This is a genomic window from Kribbella sp. NBC_00889, from assembly GCF_045207705.1.
Lineage (GTDB): Bacteria > Actinomycetota > Actinomycetes > Propionibacteriales > Kribbellaceae > Kribbella.
Window position 1 is genome coordinate 6,507,662 of sequence record NZ_CP108783.1, and the last position, 18,526, is coordinate 6,526,187.

The 18,526-nt window shown below is 67.9% G+C and carries 18 protein-coding genes; 4 read left to right on the top strand and 14 right to left on the bottom strand.

The window, feature by feature from the left end; translation table 11 throughout:
* Window positions 1-161: 161 nt before the first annotated feature.
* Window positions 162-842: a GntR family transcriptional regulator gene (locus OG817_RS31805; RefSeq protein ID WP_396391613.1), complete on the top strand. Its 681-nt coding sequence runs from the start codon at window positions 162-164 to the stop codon at window positions 840-842.
* A gap of 215 nt (window positions 843-1,057) precedes the next feature.
* Window positions 1,058-1,975: a DUF4394 domain-containing protein gene (locus OG817_RS31810; protein ID WP_406048343.1), complete on the top strand. Its 918-nt coding sequence runs from the start codon at window positions 1,058-1,060 to the stop codon at window positions 1,973-1,975.
* Window positions 1,976-2,039: 64 nt separating this feature from the next.
* On the opposite strand, the gene OG817_RS31815 is transcribed toward OG817_RS31810, so the two are convergent.
* Both OG817_RS31815 and OG817_RS31820 read right to left on the bottom strand, forming a co-directional pair.
* Window positions 2,040-2,714, bottom strand: coding sequence for a cytidylate kinase family protein (locus tag OG817_RS31815; RefSeq protein ID WP_406048344.1), 675 nt, complete (start codon window positions 2,712-2,714; stop codon window positions 2,040-2,042).
* Between the two features lie 777 nt (window positions 2,715-3,491).
* Window positions 3,492-5,234, bottom strand: a complete 1,743-nt coding sequence (locus OG817_RS31820; protein WP_406048345.1) for a hypothetical protein — start codon at window positions 5,232-5,234, stop codon at window positions 3,492-3,494.
* Window positions 5,235-5,579: 345 nt separating this feature from the next.
* Here OG817_RS31820 and OG817_RS31825 point away from each other — a divergent pair, with 345 nt between their 5' ends.
* Both OG817_RS31825 and OG817_RS31830 read left to right on the top strand, forming a co-directional pair.
* Entirely contained in the window at window positions 5,580-6,410 is an 831-nt protein-coding gene (locus OG817_RS31825) for a DUF1028 domain-containing protein (protein WP_406048346.1), read from the top strand.
* Window positions 6,411-6,603: 193 nt separating this feature from the next.
* Window positions 6,604-7,290, top strand: coding sequence for a GntR family transcriptional regulator (locus tag OG817_RS31830; protein WP_396391608.1), 687 nt, complete (start codon window positions 6,604-6,606; stop codon window positions 7,288-7,290).
* Between the two features lie 24 nt (window positions 7,291-7,314).
* Here OG817_RS31830 and OG817_RS31835 read toward each other — a convergent pair whose 3' ends face one another.
* From OG817_RS31835 to OG817_RS31890, 12 genes are all read right to left on the bottom strand, one after another.
* Complete coding sequence (locus tag OG817_RS31835) at window positions 7,315-8,685, bottom strand: dihydroorotase (protein ID WP_406048347.1); 1,371 nt, start codon at window positions 8,683-8,685, stop codon at window positions 7,315-7,317.
* Between the two features lie 11 nt (window positions 8,686-8,696).
* Window positions 8,697-9,749 (bottom strand): ABC transporter substrate-binding protein, encoded by a 1,053-nt coding sequence (locus tag OG817_RS31840; protein WP_406048348.1) that lies wholly within the window; start codon window positions 9,747-9,749, stop codon window positions 8,697-8,699.
* A 45-nt stretch (window positions 9,750-9,794) separates the two neighbouring features.
* Entirely contained in the window at window positions 9,795-10,652 is an 858-nt protein-coding gene (locus OG817_RS31845) for an ABC transporter permease (protein ID WP_406057552.1), read from the bottom strand.
* Between the two features lie 5 nt (window positions 10,653-10,657).
* Window positions 10,658-11,452: an ABC transporter ATP-binding protein gene (locus tag OG817_RS31850; RefSeq protein ID WP_396391604.1), complete on the bottom strand. Its 795-nt coding sequence runs from the start codon at window positions 11,450-11,452 to the stop codon at window positions 10,658-10,660.
* A 2-nt stretch (window positions 11,453-11,454) separates the two neighbouring features.
* Complete coding sequence (locus OG817_RS31855) at window positions 11,455-12,093, bottom strand: RraA family protein (protein WP_406048349.1); 639 nt, start codon at window positions 12,091-12,093, stop codon at window positions 11,455-11,457.
* Window positions 12,090-12,806 (bottom strand): PIG-L deacetylase family protein, encoded by a 717-nt coding sequence (locus tag OG817_RS31860; RefSeq protein WP_396391602.1) that lies wholly within the window; start codon window positions 12,804-12,806, stop codon window positions 12,090-12,092. The genes OG817_RS31855 and OG817_RS31860 overlap by 4 nt, the downstream gene beginning before the upstream one ends.
* The gene (locus OG817_RS31865) at window positions 12,803-13,744 is read right to left on the bottom strand and encodes a DUF6282 family protein (RefSeq protein WP_406048350.1); all 942 of its coding nucleotides are present in this window, start codon (window positions 13,742-13,744) and stop codon (window positions 12,803-12,805) included. Before OG817_RS31865 ends, OG817_RS31860 begins: the two co-directional genes overlap by 4 nt.
* Before the next feature lie 58 nt (window positions 13,745-13,802).
* Window positions 13,803-14,597 carry an ABC transporter permease gene (locus OG817_RS31870; protein WP_406048351.1) on the bottom strand — a complete coding sequence of 265 codons (795 nt, stop codon included), beginning with the start codon at window positions 14,595-14,597 and terminating at the stop codon, window positions 13,803-13,805.
* On the bottom strand, window positions 14,594-15,427 hold the full coding sequence (locus OG817_RS31875; protein WP_406048353.1) for an ABC transporter ATP-binding protein: 834 nt from the start codon (window positions 15,425-15,427) through the stop codon (window positions 14,594-14,596). The genes OG817_RS31870 and OG817_RS31875 overlap by 4 nt, the downstream gene beginning before the upstream one ends.
* Window positions 15,424-16,413, bottom strand: coding sequence for an ABC transporter substrate-binding protein (locus tag OG817_RS31880; RefSeq protein ID WP_396391597.1), 990 nt, complete (start codon window positions 16,411-16,413; stop codon window positions 15,424-15,426). Before OG817_RS31880 ends, OG817_RS31875 begins: the two co-directional genes overlap by 4 nt.
* 37 nt (window positions 16,414-16,450) lie before the next feature.
* Entirely contained in the window at window positions 16,451-17,317 is an 867-nt protein-coding gene (locus OG817_RS31885; protein WP_406048355.1) for a DUF6282 family protein, read from the bottom strand.
* Window positions 17,318-17,440: 123 nt separating this feature from the next.
* Entirely contained in the window at window positions 17,441-18,526 is a 1,086-nt protein-coding gene (locus OG817_RS31890; RefSeq protein WP_406048357.1) for a mandelate racemase/muconate lactonizing enzyme family protein, read from the bottom strand.

Below are 18,526 nucleotides of genomic sequence, written 5' to 3' on the forward strand. Positions count from 1 at the left end.
CTGCGGCGCCGGCCCTCTGCCTGAGTGGAGGTTCCGAGTCTGCTCTTGCGATTGATTTACTGTCAATGACTTACTGTTTACAATCTACAGAGAGCCCTGACAGGGGTTAGAGTCGTCCTACTTCGGATACTGGCGGTAACTGCTTCGAGGAGGTGGTCGGCATGATGTCCGACGACGTCGTGCCCTCGCTGCCTTCGCAGCGCGCTCTTGGTGATCTGGTGACCGACGTACTCCGGGAGATGATCACCGGCGCCAGGTTCCAGCCGGGACAGCACCTCAAGGAGACCGAGCTGGCCGAGGCGCTCAAGGTCAGCCGCGGGCCGATCCGGCAGGCCCTGGCCCGACTCGAGGAAGAGGGCCACGTCGAGCTCCGGCGGCACCGCGGCGCGTTCGTCAGCACCTTGACGAGGACCGATGTCGAGGAAGTGCACACCCTCCGCGGCGCCATCGAGCGACTGGCCGTCAGCCGGGCGTGTACGCGGATGCAGGGTCAGGGATTCGCCGAGATGGATGCGGTCCTGGAGCAGATGAAGAGCGTCGACACCAAGATCGACCCGGAGGACGCCGTACGGCTGGACCTCCAGTTCCACGACATCATCTACGCCTACTGCGACCACACCCGGGTGCTGCGCGTCTGGGAGTCCATCCGCGGTCAGGTGACGGTCTTCCTCCGCGCCCGCAACGCGAGCTTCCCGGACTTCCTCGACGTCGGCTACAGCGAGCACAAGGAACTACGAGACGCCTTGGCCCTGGGCGATCCGCAAGCCGCCCAGGACGGAATCGACAAACACATCCTCGGCGCCTACGAACGCCTGAAGCGCCTCAACCTCCCGGACCGCTGACCCCCAACCAGCCCGGTTCGGCACACCTCGAAGGCCCTTGCGTCACGCCAACCACGGCGGCGGCGGTTGTCGGATGGCGGGGTGGTTGGGCACATCCGGTTAGCTGTTGGCGCCGAAGTGGTGGTGCGATGCCGCGGGAGTTGGGCCCGACCGGTGGTGTTGCTGGCGACCGGACGCGAGAGGTGGACGGCGCCGCTACCGAGAGGTGAATCGGCATGTATCAACCACGACGACGTGCTCGTATCGTCGCCGCGACGCTGGCTGCGATCGCGTTGCCTGCTACCGCCCTGGTGCTCAGCGGTGCGACGCAGGCGACGGCCGGCGACAGCGTGGCCACGACCGTGGCGGGTCCGGCAGCGAAGGGTCCTCCTGATGTGGTCGGGCTGACGGACAAGGGGCGGCTGGTGAAGTTCCGTAGTACTTCGGCCGACAGGATTCGCGATGCGGCGCGGGTGCTGGGGTTGAAGGACGATCGGCGGCTGGTGGGGATCGACTTCCGGGTTCAGGACGGGAAGTTGTACGGCGTCGGGGACCGCGGTGGGATCTACACGATCAACACCGGGGCGTCCTTCGGCCGGACGACGAAGGTGTCGCAGCTCAGCGTGGCGCTGGACGGGCAGAACTTCGGGGTCGACTTCAACCCGGCGGCGAACCGGCTGCGGGTGATCAGTGATACCGGCCAGAATCTGCGTCACAACATCGACGACCCCGCTGGTGCGCCCGCGGCTGGCATGACGGCCACCGACGGCACGCTGGCGTACCCGGGTGTGCCGCCTGCTCCGGCGACCACCGCGACCGGGGTGACGGCCGCGGCGTACACGAACAACGACCTCGATCCGAACACCGCGACGACGCTGCTCGACATCGACACCATGCTGGACCAGGTCGTGATCCAGTCGCCCGCGAACGCCGGACTGCTCGCGCCGACCGGCAAGCTCACGGTCGATGCCGGCCCGTGGGCCGGGTTCGACATCTCCACGCAGAAAGGCGGCAACCGCGGGCTCGCAGTACTGAGCACCGGCGACCGCATGCGGCTATACGACGTCGAGCTGACCACCGGTAAGGCGACCCGGCTCGGGTCGTTCCCGCGTGACTTCCAGGTTGTCGACCTCGCCACTCCGCTCGGTCGATAGTTCCCCCGCGGCCAGGCTCCGGTGCTCTACCGGAGCCTGGCCACACCTTTGCTGAAGGCACCCTTCATCGTCCCGCTTCCCAAGCTGGGTGGTGGGGGTCGTCGTTGTGGACGACGATGTCGGCGTGATCGGTCGGGCGGACCGTGTCGAAGTAGAACTGCTGGGACGGCATATAGCGGCTGCGATAGCGGCGCTCGACCTCGGCGGCGGATCTGGACGAGGTCTGGTCTCGGGTCCGGGCGCGATCCATCGTGTTCTCGAACGGGGCGGACACGAAGATGCGCAGGTCCCACCGGTCGATCAGTTCCGGGCGCATGAGGAAGACGCCGTCGAAGAGCAGTACGGCGTCGGCGGGTGCTGTCATGATCGGCTCGGACACTGGGGTATCGGTGACCCTGTTGTAGACCGCTTGCTGGAACCGTCGGTCTCCGCCTGGGCCCAGCGGATCGAGCAGTACGCCGTGCAGCGCGTCGAAGTTGAAGCTGTCGTGATAGCAGCCTTCGGCGGAGTCCTCGCCGCGCCGATAGCGTTGTGATCGCGGGGTCAGGAAGTCTTCGATCGTCGCGCGGATGACCTCGCGGCCCTGCGCGCGCAGTACGACGGCCAGCTCGTCGGCCAGCGTGGTCTTGCCGGCGGCCGGCGGTCCATCGACGGCGACGCGCGTCGGGTGCGCGTTCGCGACGGATCCGACCGCCTCGGCCAGCTGGCTGAGGAGCTCACTTCGGGTGCCGTTGTCCACGTTCTGCCGCCGATCCTCCGTCGTGAATGCCGCGTCGAGCTGACCCTATGCCGGTCCGGCTGTCACCCGTGAGGGATGAGGCGCGGACCGGTCAGGCCGCCGAGAATCGGCTGGAAGCGGGAGGGATCAGCATGTGGTACGTATTCATGTTCGCCGGGCTGGCGATCCTCTGCGTGGTCGTGGTTCTGATCCGGAATGCGCAGGTCAAGGCTCGCGGGAGTAGCGCGGCTACGAAGAGCAGCGCTCCCAGTCACGCTGAGGAAGACCGCGCTCGCAACGAGCGTAAGCGTCGTCGTGCGCAGTCGAAGGCGGACCGCCGGAAGCGCCACTGACCATCCGACGGCCCCTCCCCCGGCTCGGCACCAGCCGCGGCTCCCGACGTGTCAGACGCGGATCCAGTCGGTGCAGGTGTCTGCGCCGGTGCCGTGGTTCGTGTTCCCGCAGAGCTTCATGTAGATGGCGCCGACTGGGAACTGCGCTGAGTCGCACCCACGGTCGCCGCCGTCCCACTCGACTACGGGCTTGCGGTTGGGACCCTGCGTCCACAGCGCGTACACAGCGTTGCCGTCGACCTCTCCGGAGCCGTTGCCGTGAGCAACGCCGGCACGGCGAGCAGCGCGGCGGCACCGATGGTCGGCCGGCGGAGGTTTCCCGTGTTCATGACTCTCCCGAGACGGTTGTCGGAACTGATGTCAGCAGTCTCGTCAACCGGCCCGGTCGAGTCTTGGCGTTGCGTGCCCAGCTCTTGTACGACGGTGCACTCCGGAGCGTGGTCGGTCAGCGTGCGGATCTGGCCGGCGTGCGTGGGGATCCCGGGGCCTTGCACACGTTCTGCGATGTGCAACGGTCCCGTTTCCTGTCGTCCCGGTCGTTGTCGCCCCGGGCCTTGTCGCTCCGGTTGTTGTCGCCACGGTTCTTCTCGTCAGGAGCCGCGGAGGCGTCGGGGCAGGTCTTCGAGGGCTGAGCCGGTGGGGGCGTGGTGGTTCGGGGTGTAGCGGGTTGGGCGCAGGTGAGTCGGGTCAGGGTTCGGCCGACTACCTGGCGCATTGCTGGGGCCCAGCCGACTGCGGCCGTGGTCGGCTGACGCGCCGGCGTGGGTTCGGCGGATGGTGTTGGCGAGTCGGACCCCGACGGCTTCGGCTCGGACGGCTTCGGCTCCGACGGCGTCGGCTCGGACGGCTTCGGCTCCGAGGGACCGGGCTCGGATGGCTGCGTCGGCTTGGGCTCGGAGGGTTCGGGGTCGGTCGGCTTCGGTGCGGACGGTCGCGTCGTGTCCGGCGCGGACGGTCTGGTTGACGGCTTGGGTTCGGAGGGGCGAGTCTGCGTCGGCTGAGGGGCGGCCGGGGTCGGGCGGGTTGTCGGTCGCGGTGGTTGCGCGACGGGAGGCTCCGAGGTGGTGGGCGGTTCGGGTACGACGGGTTTCACCGGCGCGGCCGGCTTCGCCAGTGGAGCCGTTGTCCGTGGTGGAGCCGGCTCAGCGGGCGCCGTGACGTCCGGCGACGGGCCAGCGGGCCAAGGTCGGAGCACTGGCGACGGACCCGCCGGCCAAGGTCGGAGCACTGGCGACGGATCCGCCGGCCAAGGTCGCAGAGCCGGCGGGTCGACGGGCTCGTTCGGGAGCAGCTCGCCGGTCGAGGGCAGCCCGACCACGCGGCCGGACTGGTACATCCGGGCAAGCTCGAGTACGACGCGGACATACGAGTCGGCGTTGTTGTAGCGGCGTACGGCCTGCGCCGCCCCGGCTGGGTTGCGGAGGTTCGACGTACCTGTACAGAGGTACTGCGCAGCGCCCAGCGCGGCGTCGAACATGTTGTTCGGGTCGCCGACACCGTCGCCGTTGCCGTCCGCGTTCACGGAACGCCACGTCGACGGGATGAACTGCATCGGCCCGACCGCGCGGTCGTACACGGTGTCGCCGTCGAGCGCGCCGTTGTCGCTGTCGCGGATCACCGCGACGTTGGGCCGGCCGTCCAGCGGGATCCCACGGATCCGCCGCGTCGCCGAGCCGTCGTCGCGCAGTTGGGCGCCGCCGAACCGACCGTGGTTGGACTCCACCCGACCGATCGCGGCGAGCAGTGTCCACGGCACTCCGCAGCCCGGATCACTGGCTGCCAACCGCGCTTCCGCCTGCTTGTAGGCCCGTACGGCGACCTCGGGGATCCCGCTCTCGCCGAGCGTCTTGATCACCGGTGCACCCGAGAGCACCATCTGCACAGGTTTCGCCACCCGACCGGGCCCTACGGGTACCGCGGCCAACTGCTCCGGAGCGACGAACTCGGCCAGCGTCTCGTCCTCGATGAACGGATCGGCCGCTGGTGAGTCCACAAGCCCGGCGGCGGTGTCGTCGTACGAACCGGTCATTGGACTGTTCGGCAGCGACGCCGCCGCCAATGCAGCGAGAGTGATCACCGCAGCGCCCGCACCCGCCAACTGCCAGCGGCCCTGAGCCGCCGGCCGACCGCGGCGATGCCGTCCGTGGCGTCGTCGTTGGCGTGCCTTGATGAGCTTGGGCACTCGCATGATCCCGATCCCTCCGCCGTCGCAGTCCAGTCCCCCAGGCCTCCCGAGGCGTTCGGGGTGAACCGCGTCGCGGATCGGTCCGACACGCTGCCCGTCCGGACTTTGCCGGAAGGGGATGGTTCGATGGGCCTCAGCCTTCTGCCGGCCGGTGTGTACTGCGACGTCTTCCACGGCGACTTTTCCGCGGGCCAGTGCACAGGACCGACGTGCACCGTCGACTCAGCAGGCTGGTTCAGAGCCGACATCGCCCCCCAAGACGGCCTAGCCCTCCACTCCGCCGCCAAACTCCGATAACCGGCCGCATAGGTTTGGGCGACTGACTACCGGCGCGAGTGGAGGAGTGGGATGACGTTTTCGGTTGTGGGGTTTGATTCGGGGTCCGGGTCTTGGGGGATTGCGGTTGCGTCGAAGTTTCTGGCGGTGGGTGCGGTGGTGCCTTGGGGGCGGGCCGGGGCCGGGGCGGTTGCTACGCAGGCGATGGCTGAGCTTTCGTTCGGGCCGGACGGGCTCGAGCTACTTGCCGAGGGCAATACTGCTGAGCAGGTGATCGCGCAGTTGATCGGTGGCGACGACGAGCGTGAACACCGTCAGGTCGGCGTGGTCGACAGCCAGGGGCGGGGAGCAACGTTCACCGGCGACTCGTGCCTGGATTGGGCGGGTGGCATGGCCGGCGACGGCTTCGCGGTCCAGGGCAACATCCTCGCGGGCCCACAGGTGGTGGCGGCCATGGCCGAGACGTGGCAGACAACCGCCGGAGACCCGTTCGAGCGGCGTTTGCTCGCCGTGCTGACAGCCGGCGACCAGGCCGGCGGTGACCGCCGCGGCCGGCAAAGCGCAGCACTGCGCGTGTGGCGCGAGGGAGCGGCGTACGGCGGTGCGCTCGACATCGCCATCGACCTCCGCGTCGACGACCACCCGGCCCCGGTCGACGAACTGGCCCGTCTCCTGGACCTCCACGAGCTCTACTTCGGCAAACCCGACCCAGCGAGCCTCCTGCCCCTCGAAGGCGCCCTGGCCACCGAGGTAGCCACCCTCCTCGAAACGCTCGGCTACACCATGACTGACGCCCTCGAAACCTGGGCCAGCGTGGAGAACTACGAAGAACGGCTCGTCCCCGGCAAGCTCGACCCAGTCGTGCTCCACCAACTCCGCCAAGCCGCAAACACGAGCCACTGACCGGCGACGAGCCGCCTCCTGGGCTCAGCTTCAGGCCAAGCCGTCCGGGCACACGCGGAGAGTTACCACGGATTGACTGCCAACAACATTGTCACTAAAATCGTGAACACTTCGGCGGCGTTCGGTGGCCACCAATCGGGTGGGCCGGGCGGCGCCGGTATGTATCCCGACCACTTTGACCGGAGGCTGACCGATGCCGAGCCGGCCCCGATCGTCCGATCCGAGCGAGGAAGCCTACGAGCGCCTGCGCCAGGGCATCATGCGCGGCGACGTGTCCCCCGGACAGCGCCTCGTGGAGGCCGATCTGGTCGAGGCCCTCGGCGTCAGCCGAGCGGTCGTGCGGACGACGCTGACGAGGCTCGCTCACGCCGGCCTGGTCGAGAAGGAGCTGAACCGCGGCGCCCGGGTGCGTACGGTCAGCGAGGAAGAAGCCGTCGAGATCACGCAGGTGCGGTCCGTGCTGGAGGCGCTCGCGGCTCGGCAGGCGGCCGAGCGTGCGACCAAGAAAGACATCACCGAGCTGCGCGCGATCCTCACCGAGATGAAGGGTCTGCTCGCGGAGCAGGATCTGCTCGGGTACTCCGAGGGCAACAGCCGGCTGCACGCCAAGATCATCGAGACCTCCGGCCACCAGACCGTCCAGCGCCTGGTGGCCAACCTCCGTGCGCAGATGGTGCGGTTCCAGTACCGCACCATCCTGGTGCCGGGCCGCGGCAAGGAGTCGTTCGCCGAGCACACGAAGCTGGTGGACGCGATCGCGGCCCACGACGGTGACGCCGCCGAGACCGCGATGCGGAACCACCTGCTGCACGTCACCGAGAACCTGGTCCGCACGAAGGGGAACCGGCCCGGCGACGGCGGCCTGTTCGGCCGGATCTGATCACGTCGCGGACCGGTTGCCCATTCAGCCGATCACCGGCCGCCCGAACCCCTCGTCGACCAGAACCTCACCGTCGCGATAGATCTCCGTACCGCGCAGGAAAGTCCGGTGCACCCGGCCGCGCGTGACGATCCCGTCCGCAGGACTCCAGCCACACTTGTACAGGCTCGTACTGCCGTCGATCGGCGCGACGTGATCCAAATCGAGTACCACGAAGTCCGCGTCGGCACCGGGCTCGAGAGTGCCCTTCCGCCCGGTCAGTCCGACCAGTTGCGCAGGGTTCACGCAGCACAGCTCGATCACACGGTCGAGCGTGAGCCGACCGTCGTGCACCGCCGTCAGCAACAGCCGCAGATAGTCCGCGATCATCGGACTGCCACTCGGCGCAGCGAACATATCTTTCCAGCCCGGCAGCTTCTCCTCCGTCGTGTGCGGCGCGTGGTCGCTGCCGATGACGTCGACGGTGCCGTCGACAATCGCCGACCACATCGCCACGTCGTCCGCCGGCGGTACCCACTGACCGAGGACGAACGGTCCCCGCTGCTCGATCCGGTCCCAGTCGTTGGTCACGAACATGGCGAAAGGGTTCGCCTCACCGGTGACGGACCGGCCGGCGGCCTTCGCCTCTCGAACCATCCGGATGCCCTCGACCGACGACAGGTGCAGGACGTGCAGTCGCGTCCCGACCGATCGCTGGAACTCGAGCAGGGTCGCGACCGCCGCGTTGAAGGCGACGCTGTCCCCCAGCCGGAACGATCGCGCGTACGACGCCGGATCCACACCCCACTGCTCTTTGGCGCGCGAGCTGTTCAGGTTGTACAGCTCGTGATCTGTCGGGTGGACGTACAACGGCAGCCCGGTGCCCGCCACCTCCTCGAACGCCCGGTACAGCACAGCGCGATCCGTGACCGCCGTCGACGGCGAGTGCGGGTAGGTCCGCTCGACGTCGTACGACATCCACAGCTTGAAGGCGGCCGCACCGGCGGCGGCCAACTCGGGGATGAGGTCTGGTTCGACCGCCGAGGCGTTGTGTCCGTAGTCGACGACGGACTTGCGGTCGAGGTCGTCGAGGTGTGCGCGCAGCCGATCCGGTGTGGTCGTCGGCGGCTCCGTGTTCGGCATGTCGAAGACCGTCGTGACCCCGCCGGAAGCCGCGGCCCGGGTGCCGCTGGCGAGATCCTCCTTGTGGGTGAACCCCGGATCCCGGAAGTGGCAGTGGGTGTCGACCAGCCCGGGGATGACCAGTTGGTCACCCAGATCGAGTTCGCGAGCAGCGACGACGGTCTCGCCCAGCTCACGCAGGCCGGTCACCAGGCCGTCCTTGATCACGATCTGCGCGGGCAGCTCCCGCAAGCCGGTGTGCACCCTCGTACTGCGGACGACGAGGTCCGCCATCTCGGGCCCCGTCACTTGGCCAGCGCCTTGGTGATGAAGTCCTGGTCCGTGATCGTCGCGAAGTCGGGCGGGTTCTTGGCCAGGCCGGCGACCTGGTGGAACTTCACCGCCTTCGCGTACCCGTCCTCGGTGATCACCGGAGACTCGGGGATCTCGGCCCGCAGGACCGGCAACATCGCCTCGACCGTCTTCGGGTCGAGCGAGCCCTGGTACTTCTGGAACAGCTGCCGGGTCTTGTCCGGGTTGTCGTGAATCAGCTTCTCGGCCTGGCCGATCGCCCGGACGAACGCCGCCATCGCCTCCGGCTTCTTCTTCAGGATCGCCCCGGTGGACAGCGCCAGCCCGTGCGGCTGGTTGCTCATGTCCGGTACGTCGCCTCGCGTCGGGCTGATGTAGATCGATCCGGCCTTGCGCGCCTCGACCTCCTGGCTGACCGGCTGGAAGAAGACCAGCACGTTCACCCGGTCGGTCTTCAGCGCACCGAGCGCACCGGCGTTCGAGGCACCGAGGTTCACCAGCGTCACGTCCTTCTTGACGTCCATACCGACCTTGTTGAAGAGGAACTGCAGCAGTGCCACGCCCCCGCCGGACGGCGCCGGGATCCCGACCCGGGCGCCCTTGAGCGCCTTGATCTTGTCCTCCAGCGACGCACCGGCCGCAGGCTGGTTGAACTGGTTGCCGACGATCACGTCGACGTAGTAGCTGCTCACCAGGTTGGCCACGATCCTGGGATCGCGACGGCCGTCGGCCAGCAGGAACGCCGTCGTGGCGACACCGCCACCGATGTCGGCCGCGCCACCGGCGAGGGCGGCGGCGACCTTGGAGTCACCGCCGACGACCACCGGCTTGTCGACGGTCAGGCCTTCCTTGGCGTAGTACCCCTCCTCGCTCGCGACGTACAGCGGGAAGAACGCCACCGACGTACTGCTCTGGACGACGCGCAGCGACATGTCGCCCGTGGCCGCGCCCGATCCACCGGTGTCGGTCGCGGGCTTCTGGCACCCGGCCGCGGTGAGGGCCAGGACCAGTACGGCCAGACCTGCCCTGACTGACTTTGCCTTCATGTGAGGTCACCCATTTCTGACGAGACGTGCTGGCCCGGACCGGTGTCATTCACCGGCCACGGCCTGCCAGCGAGTCGAACGGCGTTGCAGCAGATTGACCCCGAGGTTGAGGATCCCGGCGATGACCGTGATCACAGCGAGTGCGGCGAAAACGCCGGCGGTGTTGAACTGACTGGCCGAGTCGAGCATGAGATAGCCAAGGCCTTTGTTCGAGGCAACCAGTTCACCGACCACGGCGCCGATCAGCGCGTACGGAACGCCGATCCGCAGACCGGTGATGACACCGGGCATCGCGCCGGGCACGAGGACCTTCATGATCACCTGCCGGCGGGTGCCGCCCATCAGCCGGACGGCGTCGATCAGACCGCGGTCGACCGAGCGGACGCCGGCGGCGGTGTTCAGGTAGACCAGGAAGAAGACCGTTGCCGCCGACAACAAGACCTTCATCTTCACGTCGATCCCGAACCAGATGATGAACAGCGGCGCGAGCGCCACCTTGGGAATGCTGTAGAGCGCGATCATGTATGGGTCCAGGACGTCACCGAGGACCCGCAGGATGGCCAGCACGAAGCCGCCGATCAGTCCCGCGGAGGCGCCGAGCGCGAAGCCCAGCGCGATCTCCTCGACGGTGAGCGCGGTGTTCGTGCCCAGCGTCCCGTCGGCGAACCAGTCACGCAACTGGGCCCAGATGTCACTCGGCCGGCTGATGAACAACGGGTCCACCCACCGCCCCGCGGCGATCTGCCAAGCCACCAGTACCACTACCAGCAAGGCGATCCGGGCAAGAGCGATCCACATGGCCCGTCCGTGTTTGTCCATCCAGCTACGGCCGGCGGGAATCTCCAGCGGTCCGGCGGCGACTCGATCGTCGGCGGTCACCAGGTCGGTCGATCGATCGGTCATGGCGGTCACGCCGCCCCTTCTTTCCTCAGGTCGGTGCCGGGTGAGCCGGCTCTCAAGGCCTCGGCGGTACGCCGGTGCAGTGCGACGAAGTCCGGGTCCACCCGCAACTGGTCCAGATCCCTGGGGCGGGGAAGCCCGATCGGCTGGTCGAGCAGCACCCGCCCGAGCTGGCCGAGCACGATCACCCGGTCACCGAGCAGGAGCGCCTCCTCCAGGTCGTGGGTGATGAAGACGACGGTCTTGCCCGATCCCCGCCACAACCGCAGCAGATCGGACTGGAGCTCGGCGCGCAGTTGCGCGTCGAGGGCCCCGAACGGTTCGTCGAGCAGGAAGGTCTCCGGCGCGGCACTCAGCATCCGGGCCAGACCGGCCCGGCGGCGCATTCCGCCGGACAGCTCCCGCGGATAGTGCTTCTCGAACCCGGACAGGCCCACGCGCTGGATCAGCTCGCCCGCCACCCTGGTGCGCTCGGTCTTGCTGACTCCGCGGACCTCGAGCGGCATCTCGATGTTGCGCTGCAGGTCCCGCCAGGGCATCAGGGTGTCGTGCTGGGTGAGATAGGCCAGATCGTGGTGAGGCCCGGTGACCGGGCGACCGCGGTACTCGATCCGTCCGGACGTGGGCTGGGTGAGCCCGGCCAGCATGTTGAGCAGCGTGGACTTGCCGCAGCCGCTCCGGCCGAGCACGGTCAGGAAAGTCCCTTCTTCCACGTCCAGGTTGAGCCCCTGGAGCGCGACCACCCGTTTGTCCCCCTTGAGGAAGGACTTGTCCAGGTCGAGGACCCGCAGTACCGCAGTCATGATCAGCTCGCCTTCGTATCCTCACGGCGCAGGCCGTGAATGTCGTAGCTCAGCTCCCCGGCCTGCAGCCGGGTCCGCATCGCTTCTTCCTTGTCGAAGCGGGCCCTCGACGCCTCCAGCACCGCGGGTACGTCGGCCGGCCCGACCACCACCACGCCGTCCGAGTCCAGCACCACGAGGTCTCCGGGCGCGACCCTGGTACCACCCATTTGGACAGCCACATCGATCTCGCCGCGTTCCGTCTTGGTCGCCCCGCGTGCACGGATCCACCGGCACCACACCGGTACGTCGAACTCCCGCAGTACCTCGACATCGCGGGCAGCCCCGTCGACCAGTACGGCGACCGCACCGCGCGCGGCCGCCTGGGTCAGCAGCAGTTCGCCGACCAGCGCCACCGGAGCGGGATCGGGCATGGTCAGCACCAGGACCTCACCAGGCTGAAGGCGATCCATCACCTCATGCACAGCCCGGTTGTCGTTCTGGCCGCACCGCGCGATCCGCGCAGGGCCTGCGGCCCGCGAACCCGGGACCAGCTGGTGGTACTCCGCGTCGACCAGCCCCTGACGGCCCGAAGCCTCGTAGACGGTCGACACACCGAGCTCGCGCAGCTCGGCGACCGCGTCCTCCGGCCGCCCGGTCACAGCGCCGTCACCACGTTCGGCACGATCCGCTGGAAGGCCTCGGCCTGCCGGATCGAGCTGTCGCCGGTCACCTTGCGGGCGTGGTTCCCACGGTGGTCGGCCCGTTCGGCGTAGTACGTCTGCAGGTACTTCTGGGCCGCCATCGCCTGCATCGCCTCCACCTTGGCGGGCATCACCGAAGTGATGTCCACGAAGACACTGGGGACGAAGCCGCACAGGTCGGGTTGATGCGGTTCGAAGACCAGGAACTCCGACGGCGGTGCGGTCCGGAAGCCACTGGCCACGACGGCGCCGGAGCTCAGCAACCGGGCCCGGCGTACTGCCTCGAAGGCGAGCGGGTGGTCAGGGTTGAACGGATCGACCGGCGGGTGGGTGAGCACGATCTGCGGAGCGAAGTCCCGCAGCAGCTCGACCAGCCGCTCGACCGCCGCGTCGTCCACGACCAGCGGGTAGTCGCCGAGGTCGAAGCACTCGAACTCCGCGCCCACCGCCGCCGCGGCCGTGGCTGCCTCACCGTGCCGGATCTTCTTCACGTTCTCCTCGGTCTGGCCCGGCTCCTTCCACAACTCACCGGACTCACCGCGTTCGCCGTACGAGAGCGCGACGACACGGGCCTCGCCACCTTCGCCGACGTGCCGCGCGACAGCACCCGCCGCCCGCCAGACGAAATCGGCGCTGTGGGCACCGACCACCAGCATCCGCCGCGCGCTCATCGGCCAGCCTCCGCGGTCACCGGCTGCGCGGCCAGGAACCGGGTGTTGTCCACCGCCATCGTCCGCACCTCGTCCGCAGTGAACCCTGCCGCGAGCAGATCGCGAGCCATCAACGGCAGGCCGTCCTCAACTGGCGGGTTCGACGGTTGGCCGAGATCGCTGGACAGGAAGGACCGAGCGGGACCGGTGCGGCGGATGTTCTCGACCATCACCTCCCATTCCACCTTGCCCGTGTATGGAGTGGTGAAGCACCGTTCGAGGTACGCGCCGAGCTCGACCAGCTCGAGCTGCTGGTCCACGGTGAGCCGCTGGGAGGTGAACTCCGGATGCGTGACGATGATGCGCCGTACGCCGGCCTCGGCGGCAGCCCGAACGACGGCCAGGATCTCCGCGGCGGCCAGGTGCCCGGTTGCCAGCACGAGATCGTGCTTGGCCATCAAGGTGAGCACGGCAGTCACTTCGTCACACACCGTTCCGACCGCGTCCACGACCCGGACGGGTGGCGGGTCAATGCCCTGGGCCCGCAATTCCGCCTGCAAGGCGGCCCACATCGGCGGAGTGGAACCGGCCGGCGCCTCGGCCTTCGACTCGCGCTGGTTCACGCTGTCGACGGTCGGGAACCACACCAGCCGGGCTCCCCCGCGGGCGGCGATCTCCACCGCCGTGGGGTTCATCCCGCCAGAGGCGACGTTCAGAGCCAGGGCGCCGAGTACGTCGACGCCCGGAACCGCTGCCCGGACGACGGCCGCCCGCTCGGTCGTCGGCACGTAGTGCGACTTGAGGACGAAGCCGGCCAGACCGACCTCGGCGAACCGCCGGGCCAGGGTGAGGTCGTCGACCGACCGGGGAACCACGTCCGGAGCCACGTGCACATGCAGGTCGTAGGCTCCCGCGACGAACTCACGATCGGCGTCGGTGGGACGAGGGTGCTGGGTCATCTGTATCTCCAACGAAGGGGTGAACGGGGATTGGCATGGGGTACGGCGATCCGGGTCGTCACTCCCGGGCGAGCAGCTGGTGGCGCCACGGCGCCATCCGCTTCTCGAGGATCTTGAGGAGTTCCATCACGGCGACGGAGAAGACCACGATGACCATCACGCCGGCCAGGTAGCGCGGGGTCGCGAACAGCTCGGCGTCGGCATTGATCTGGTAGCCGATGCCCTCGGTCGATGCGATGTACTCACCGACGATGACGCCGATCATCGCGCGGCCGACCGCCAGTCGCAGGCCGGTGATGAAGAACGGCGTCACCGATGGCAGTACGACGTCGCGGTACAGGTTCCAGCGGCTCGCGCCGAAGGACCGGGCGGCCCGGAGCAGCACCCGATCTGTGGTCCGGACACCTTCGGTCAGGTTGATCATCACCGGGAAGGTCGACAGGATCACCACGATCGCCACCTTGGACGCGATGCCCAGCCCGAACCAGATCACCAGCAGCGGGGCCAGCACCAGGACAGGAGTCGAGTACAACGCGCCGACGATCGGGTCGAAAGCCCAGTACAGGCGCCGGCTGGTGCCGAGCACCAGCCCGACCGGCACCGCGATCAGGACCGACAACACCATCCCTAGCAGGAACTCGGTACCGCTGACCCGCAGATCGCTCCAGAGCGGGCCGTGGGCAAGCTCCACCGCGCCCGACCAGATCTGCGACGGATAGGCGAAGAACAAGGGATTCCAGTGGGCGACCCGGCCGACGATCTCCCAGATCGCCACGATCACCACCACAGTTGCTATCGGCAACAGGCGCTGCTGGTACCTGGTCATCCAGTCCAGGCGGGATCTGTCGGTCATGACGCGTCCTCCAGGCCGCGGTTCTGCGCGGCTGCGACCTCGTGCTTGAGGAAGTCCCACAGCCGTTCGCGGTGCCGGTCGTACTCGAGCCGCCAGGTGCCGGCGTCTTCACGGAGCTCCCGCACCGAGATGTCGTCCTCGACCCGGCCGGGAGCGGCACGGAGCAGCAGGATCCGGTCGGACAGCTGCAGCGCCTCGTCCAGGTTGTGCGTGACCAGAACAACGCTGCGCCGCTCCTGAGCGACCAGGGTGCGTACGTCGTCCCGCAGCAGCTCGGCGTTCTGCGCGTCCAGCGCACCGAACGGCTCGTCCATCAAGAGCAGATGCGGACGTACGGCGAACGCCCGCGCAAGGCCGACGCGTTGCTGCATACCGCCGGACAGCTGGTACGGATAGAGCTTCGCCGCCTTCGTCAGCCCGACCCGAGACAGGTAGTCCCGTGCCAGCTCGTCACGCTGCCGGCGACTCAGGTCGCGCCGCCGGTAGTCGACGCCGAGCCGGACGTTGTCGAGCACGGTCTTCCACGGCAGCAGCGCGAAACTCTGGAAGACCATCGCCCGCTCGGAACCACGGATCGACACCGGCCGGCCGGCTACCCGGACCTGGCCGTGGGCCGGCCTGAGCGCGCCGTCGAGGATCTGCAGCAGCGTGCTCTTGCCGCATCCACTCGCACCGATGATGCTGACGAACTCGCCCTCGCGCACGGTGCAGCTGATGTCCTGCAGGATCGAGGTGTCACCGTAGGCGAACGACACGTTGTCGACCTCGACCAGCGGCGAGTCATTGCTGGTGGCAACGGAACCGTTGCTGATGGCTCGGGCGGTCGTCATGACGACTTACGCAGGTACTCGTCGGTGTAGATGTCACCCGGTGCGACCGGTTTCTTCATCACGCCGTACTTGACCGCGACGTCGATCCAGGTCTGCAGGGCGGCGGTGTCCATGGTGCCGTCCTTGGCGTAGATCTTCGCCACTTCCTGATACGACTCCTTGGCGTCGGCCGGCGACATCTTCTCGGTGTCGGCCAGCAACTTCACCGCGGCGTCGGGGTTGGTCGCCACCCAGCGTGTGCTCTCGATCAGTGCAGCCATGAAGTCACGGACCAGATCGGGCTTGTCTTTCAACTTGTTGGAGACTCCGGCGATCACTGCGGCCGAGGCGCCGGGCAAGTACTTCTCCACCGTGCCGAGATCGTGCAGCCCGGCTTTGCGAGCCTGGATGTCGAACGGCGCGACCAGCAGGCCGGCCTGCACCTGTCCGGCCTGGATCGAGGCGAGGATGCCGGCCTGAACGCCGACCGTGACGTAGGTCAGCTTGTCCTGCCCGATCCCGGCCTTGTCCATCACGTACCGCATCACCGCGGTGTTGCCGTTGTTGGGTCCCGGACCGCCGAACTTCTTGCCTGCCAGCTGATCCAGGCTGGTCACGTCCTTGCTCGTGATGATGTGGTAGTCGAGTTCGTCGAGCACGTTGCCCACCATCACCAGTGGTGCGCTGGACGCGGCAGCTGAGACGACGTACGCCTGCTGCAGCAGGGCAAGGTCCTGCCGGCCGGAGACCAGGGCGGACGTGGCGATATCGCTGGATTTCGCCTGGGTCACCTTGAGGTCGATGCCGTGGGCCTTGAAGATCCCGCGGGACAGGCCGGCGGTGACCGGGAGCAGTTCGGCGGCGTACTTGGTGTTGATCAGGTTGACGGTGCGCAGGCCGGAGGGGTCGGCCTTCGCGCTGTCTCCGGTGCCGGAGCAGGCGGTCAGGGTGAGTACGGCGGCGGCGAGGAGCGCCACGGCACGCGGCAGGAAACTGGCTTGCGGCATGAGCACTGTCCTTTCGAGAAGTGCAGCTCGCTGGAGGTCATCCGCCCGCGATCAGGCGGGCGGGGTTGTCTTTCAGCATGGTCGTGAGGGCGGCTTCGCTGACACCGCGTTCCCACAGGTTGCTGGCCAGCACGCGAAGGGCCTCGTGCGGTCGCGGATGCCGGACGCCACCGGCGTCCGAGGCGATGACCAACTGCTGCGGGGTGAGTTCGTCGATCGTCGCGACGACCTCGTCGATCGGGAAACGGTTGGTGTACCCGCCGACGGTCGAGCAGGTGATCTCGATGACGGCACCGAGTTCGCAGGCACGGCGGGCCAGCTCCAGGTCGTACTCCGGGGTCCACCGGATGTGGGTGACGATCAGCTTGACGCCGAGCGGCCGGCAGTACGCCGCCAAGGCGAGAATCTCCTGTGGTGACAGGTGTGACGTCGCCAGCAGTGCGTCGTGCTCATGGACCAGGGCGACCACTTCGCGGGTCGCGGGGGTCAGCTCGCCGTCCGCGTCGAGGACACTGATGCCGGCGGCATCGGCCGGGTTGTAGATGTCCATGTCGGAGTAGCCCCAGTTGCCCAGGGCACCGGTCACCTCGGCGTGGAACCGGGAGTGACCACTGGGCATCCAGACCACCCGGCCACCGAGCCGCAGGCAGGCGTCGACCGCGGCCGGGTTGATGCCTCCGACCGGGTAGTTCAGGCAGACGCCACCGATGTACCGGAAGCCCGGCACCGCCTTGTTGGTGTGGTACGCGCGACTGGACGTGCTTTCCAGGTGAGCTTTGACAGCCATCCCGGCCATGCCGGCGTCGCGGCACCCGGTCGCGATGTCGATGTCGTCGCCGACGCGGCCCAGGACGTCCGGACCGGCATGCACATGCAGGTCGATGACGCCGTCCAGTGTGAACACGGTGGGACCTCCAGAGGCTTGGCCACTCGTTGACGGTGGCAACGGTGACTAGATCATCACCATTTATTTCGCCCAGATTGTGCACAATATTAGTTACACAGTAGGGCCTGTCAAGGGTTCGGATCAGAGCGACTGTCTGAACCGGGCGACCGCGCCGGAGTCCCAGACGATTCCGTGACCGCTGCGATCGGGTGGCACCACGACACCGTCCTGCGGTGCCAGCACTTCGGCGAGTACTCCGTTGAGAATGCCGAAATCCTCGACATAGCAGGCGTTCGGCGACCGGACGGCCAGATGGATGTGCAGTTCCGGGAGCGAATGGAAGTTGACCGAGCGATTGCCGGCCTCCGCGAGATCGGCGATCCGCACCGCCTCGGTCACACCACCGGTCAGTGCGGCGTCCGGCTGGTAGATCCCGATCGGAGTCGTCCGCAGGTGATGCGCGAACTCGTACCGGCCGACCAGATGCTCACCGACGGCAACAGGAACGTCGAGCTGCGCGGCGAGCACTGCGTGACCTTCGACGTCCTCCGCGATCAGAGGCTCCTCGATCCAGCGGTAGCCGAGATCCGATAATCGACGGCCGAGCCACAACGCGTCGGCAAGAGTGAGCTGCTCGTTGCAGTCCACCATCAGCGGCACGGCATCGCCGACCGCGTCACGCACGGCACGCAGCCGCTCGAGATCCTCACTCGGAGAACGCGCACCGGCACGGATCTTGACCGCGGGATAGCCGTCGCGCAGATAGCCGAGACTCTGCTTGACAAGTTCATCGAGCCCGAGCGAGTTACTGCCGCGACCGGAGCCATAGATCGGCACGGCACGCGGTTTGCCACCGAGTACGGCGTACAGCGGCCGGCTGGACTGGATTCCGCGCAGGTCCCAGACGGCGATGTCGACAGCCGACAACGCCGGCGCGAACATCGATCGGCCCAGTCGGCGGGTGTCCGCGGCCAGCCGTCGCCGGTGTTCGCCCCAGTCATCGGTCCGCGAGCCGACGATCGCCGGGCCGATGAGTTCGTCGACCATTCGGCAGACGATTCCGGCACCGGCGCCAAGGGTGTAGGTGAAGCCCGTGGCAGTGGCTCCGTCGCTGTCCCGCAGGAGCACCCGGACGATGCTGACCACGTCCGAGCCGTAGGCCCGCAACCGTGGCTCCAAGGGGACCAGGAGCAGTTCGGTGGTGACGTCGGTGATCGCGGCCGGCAC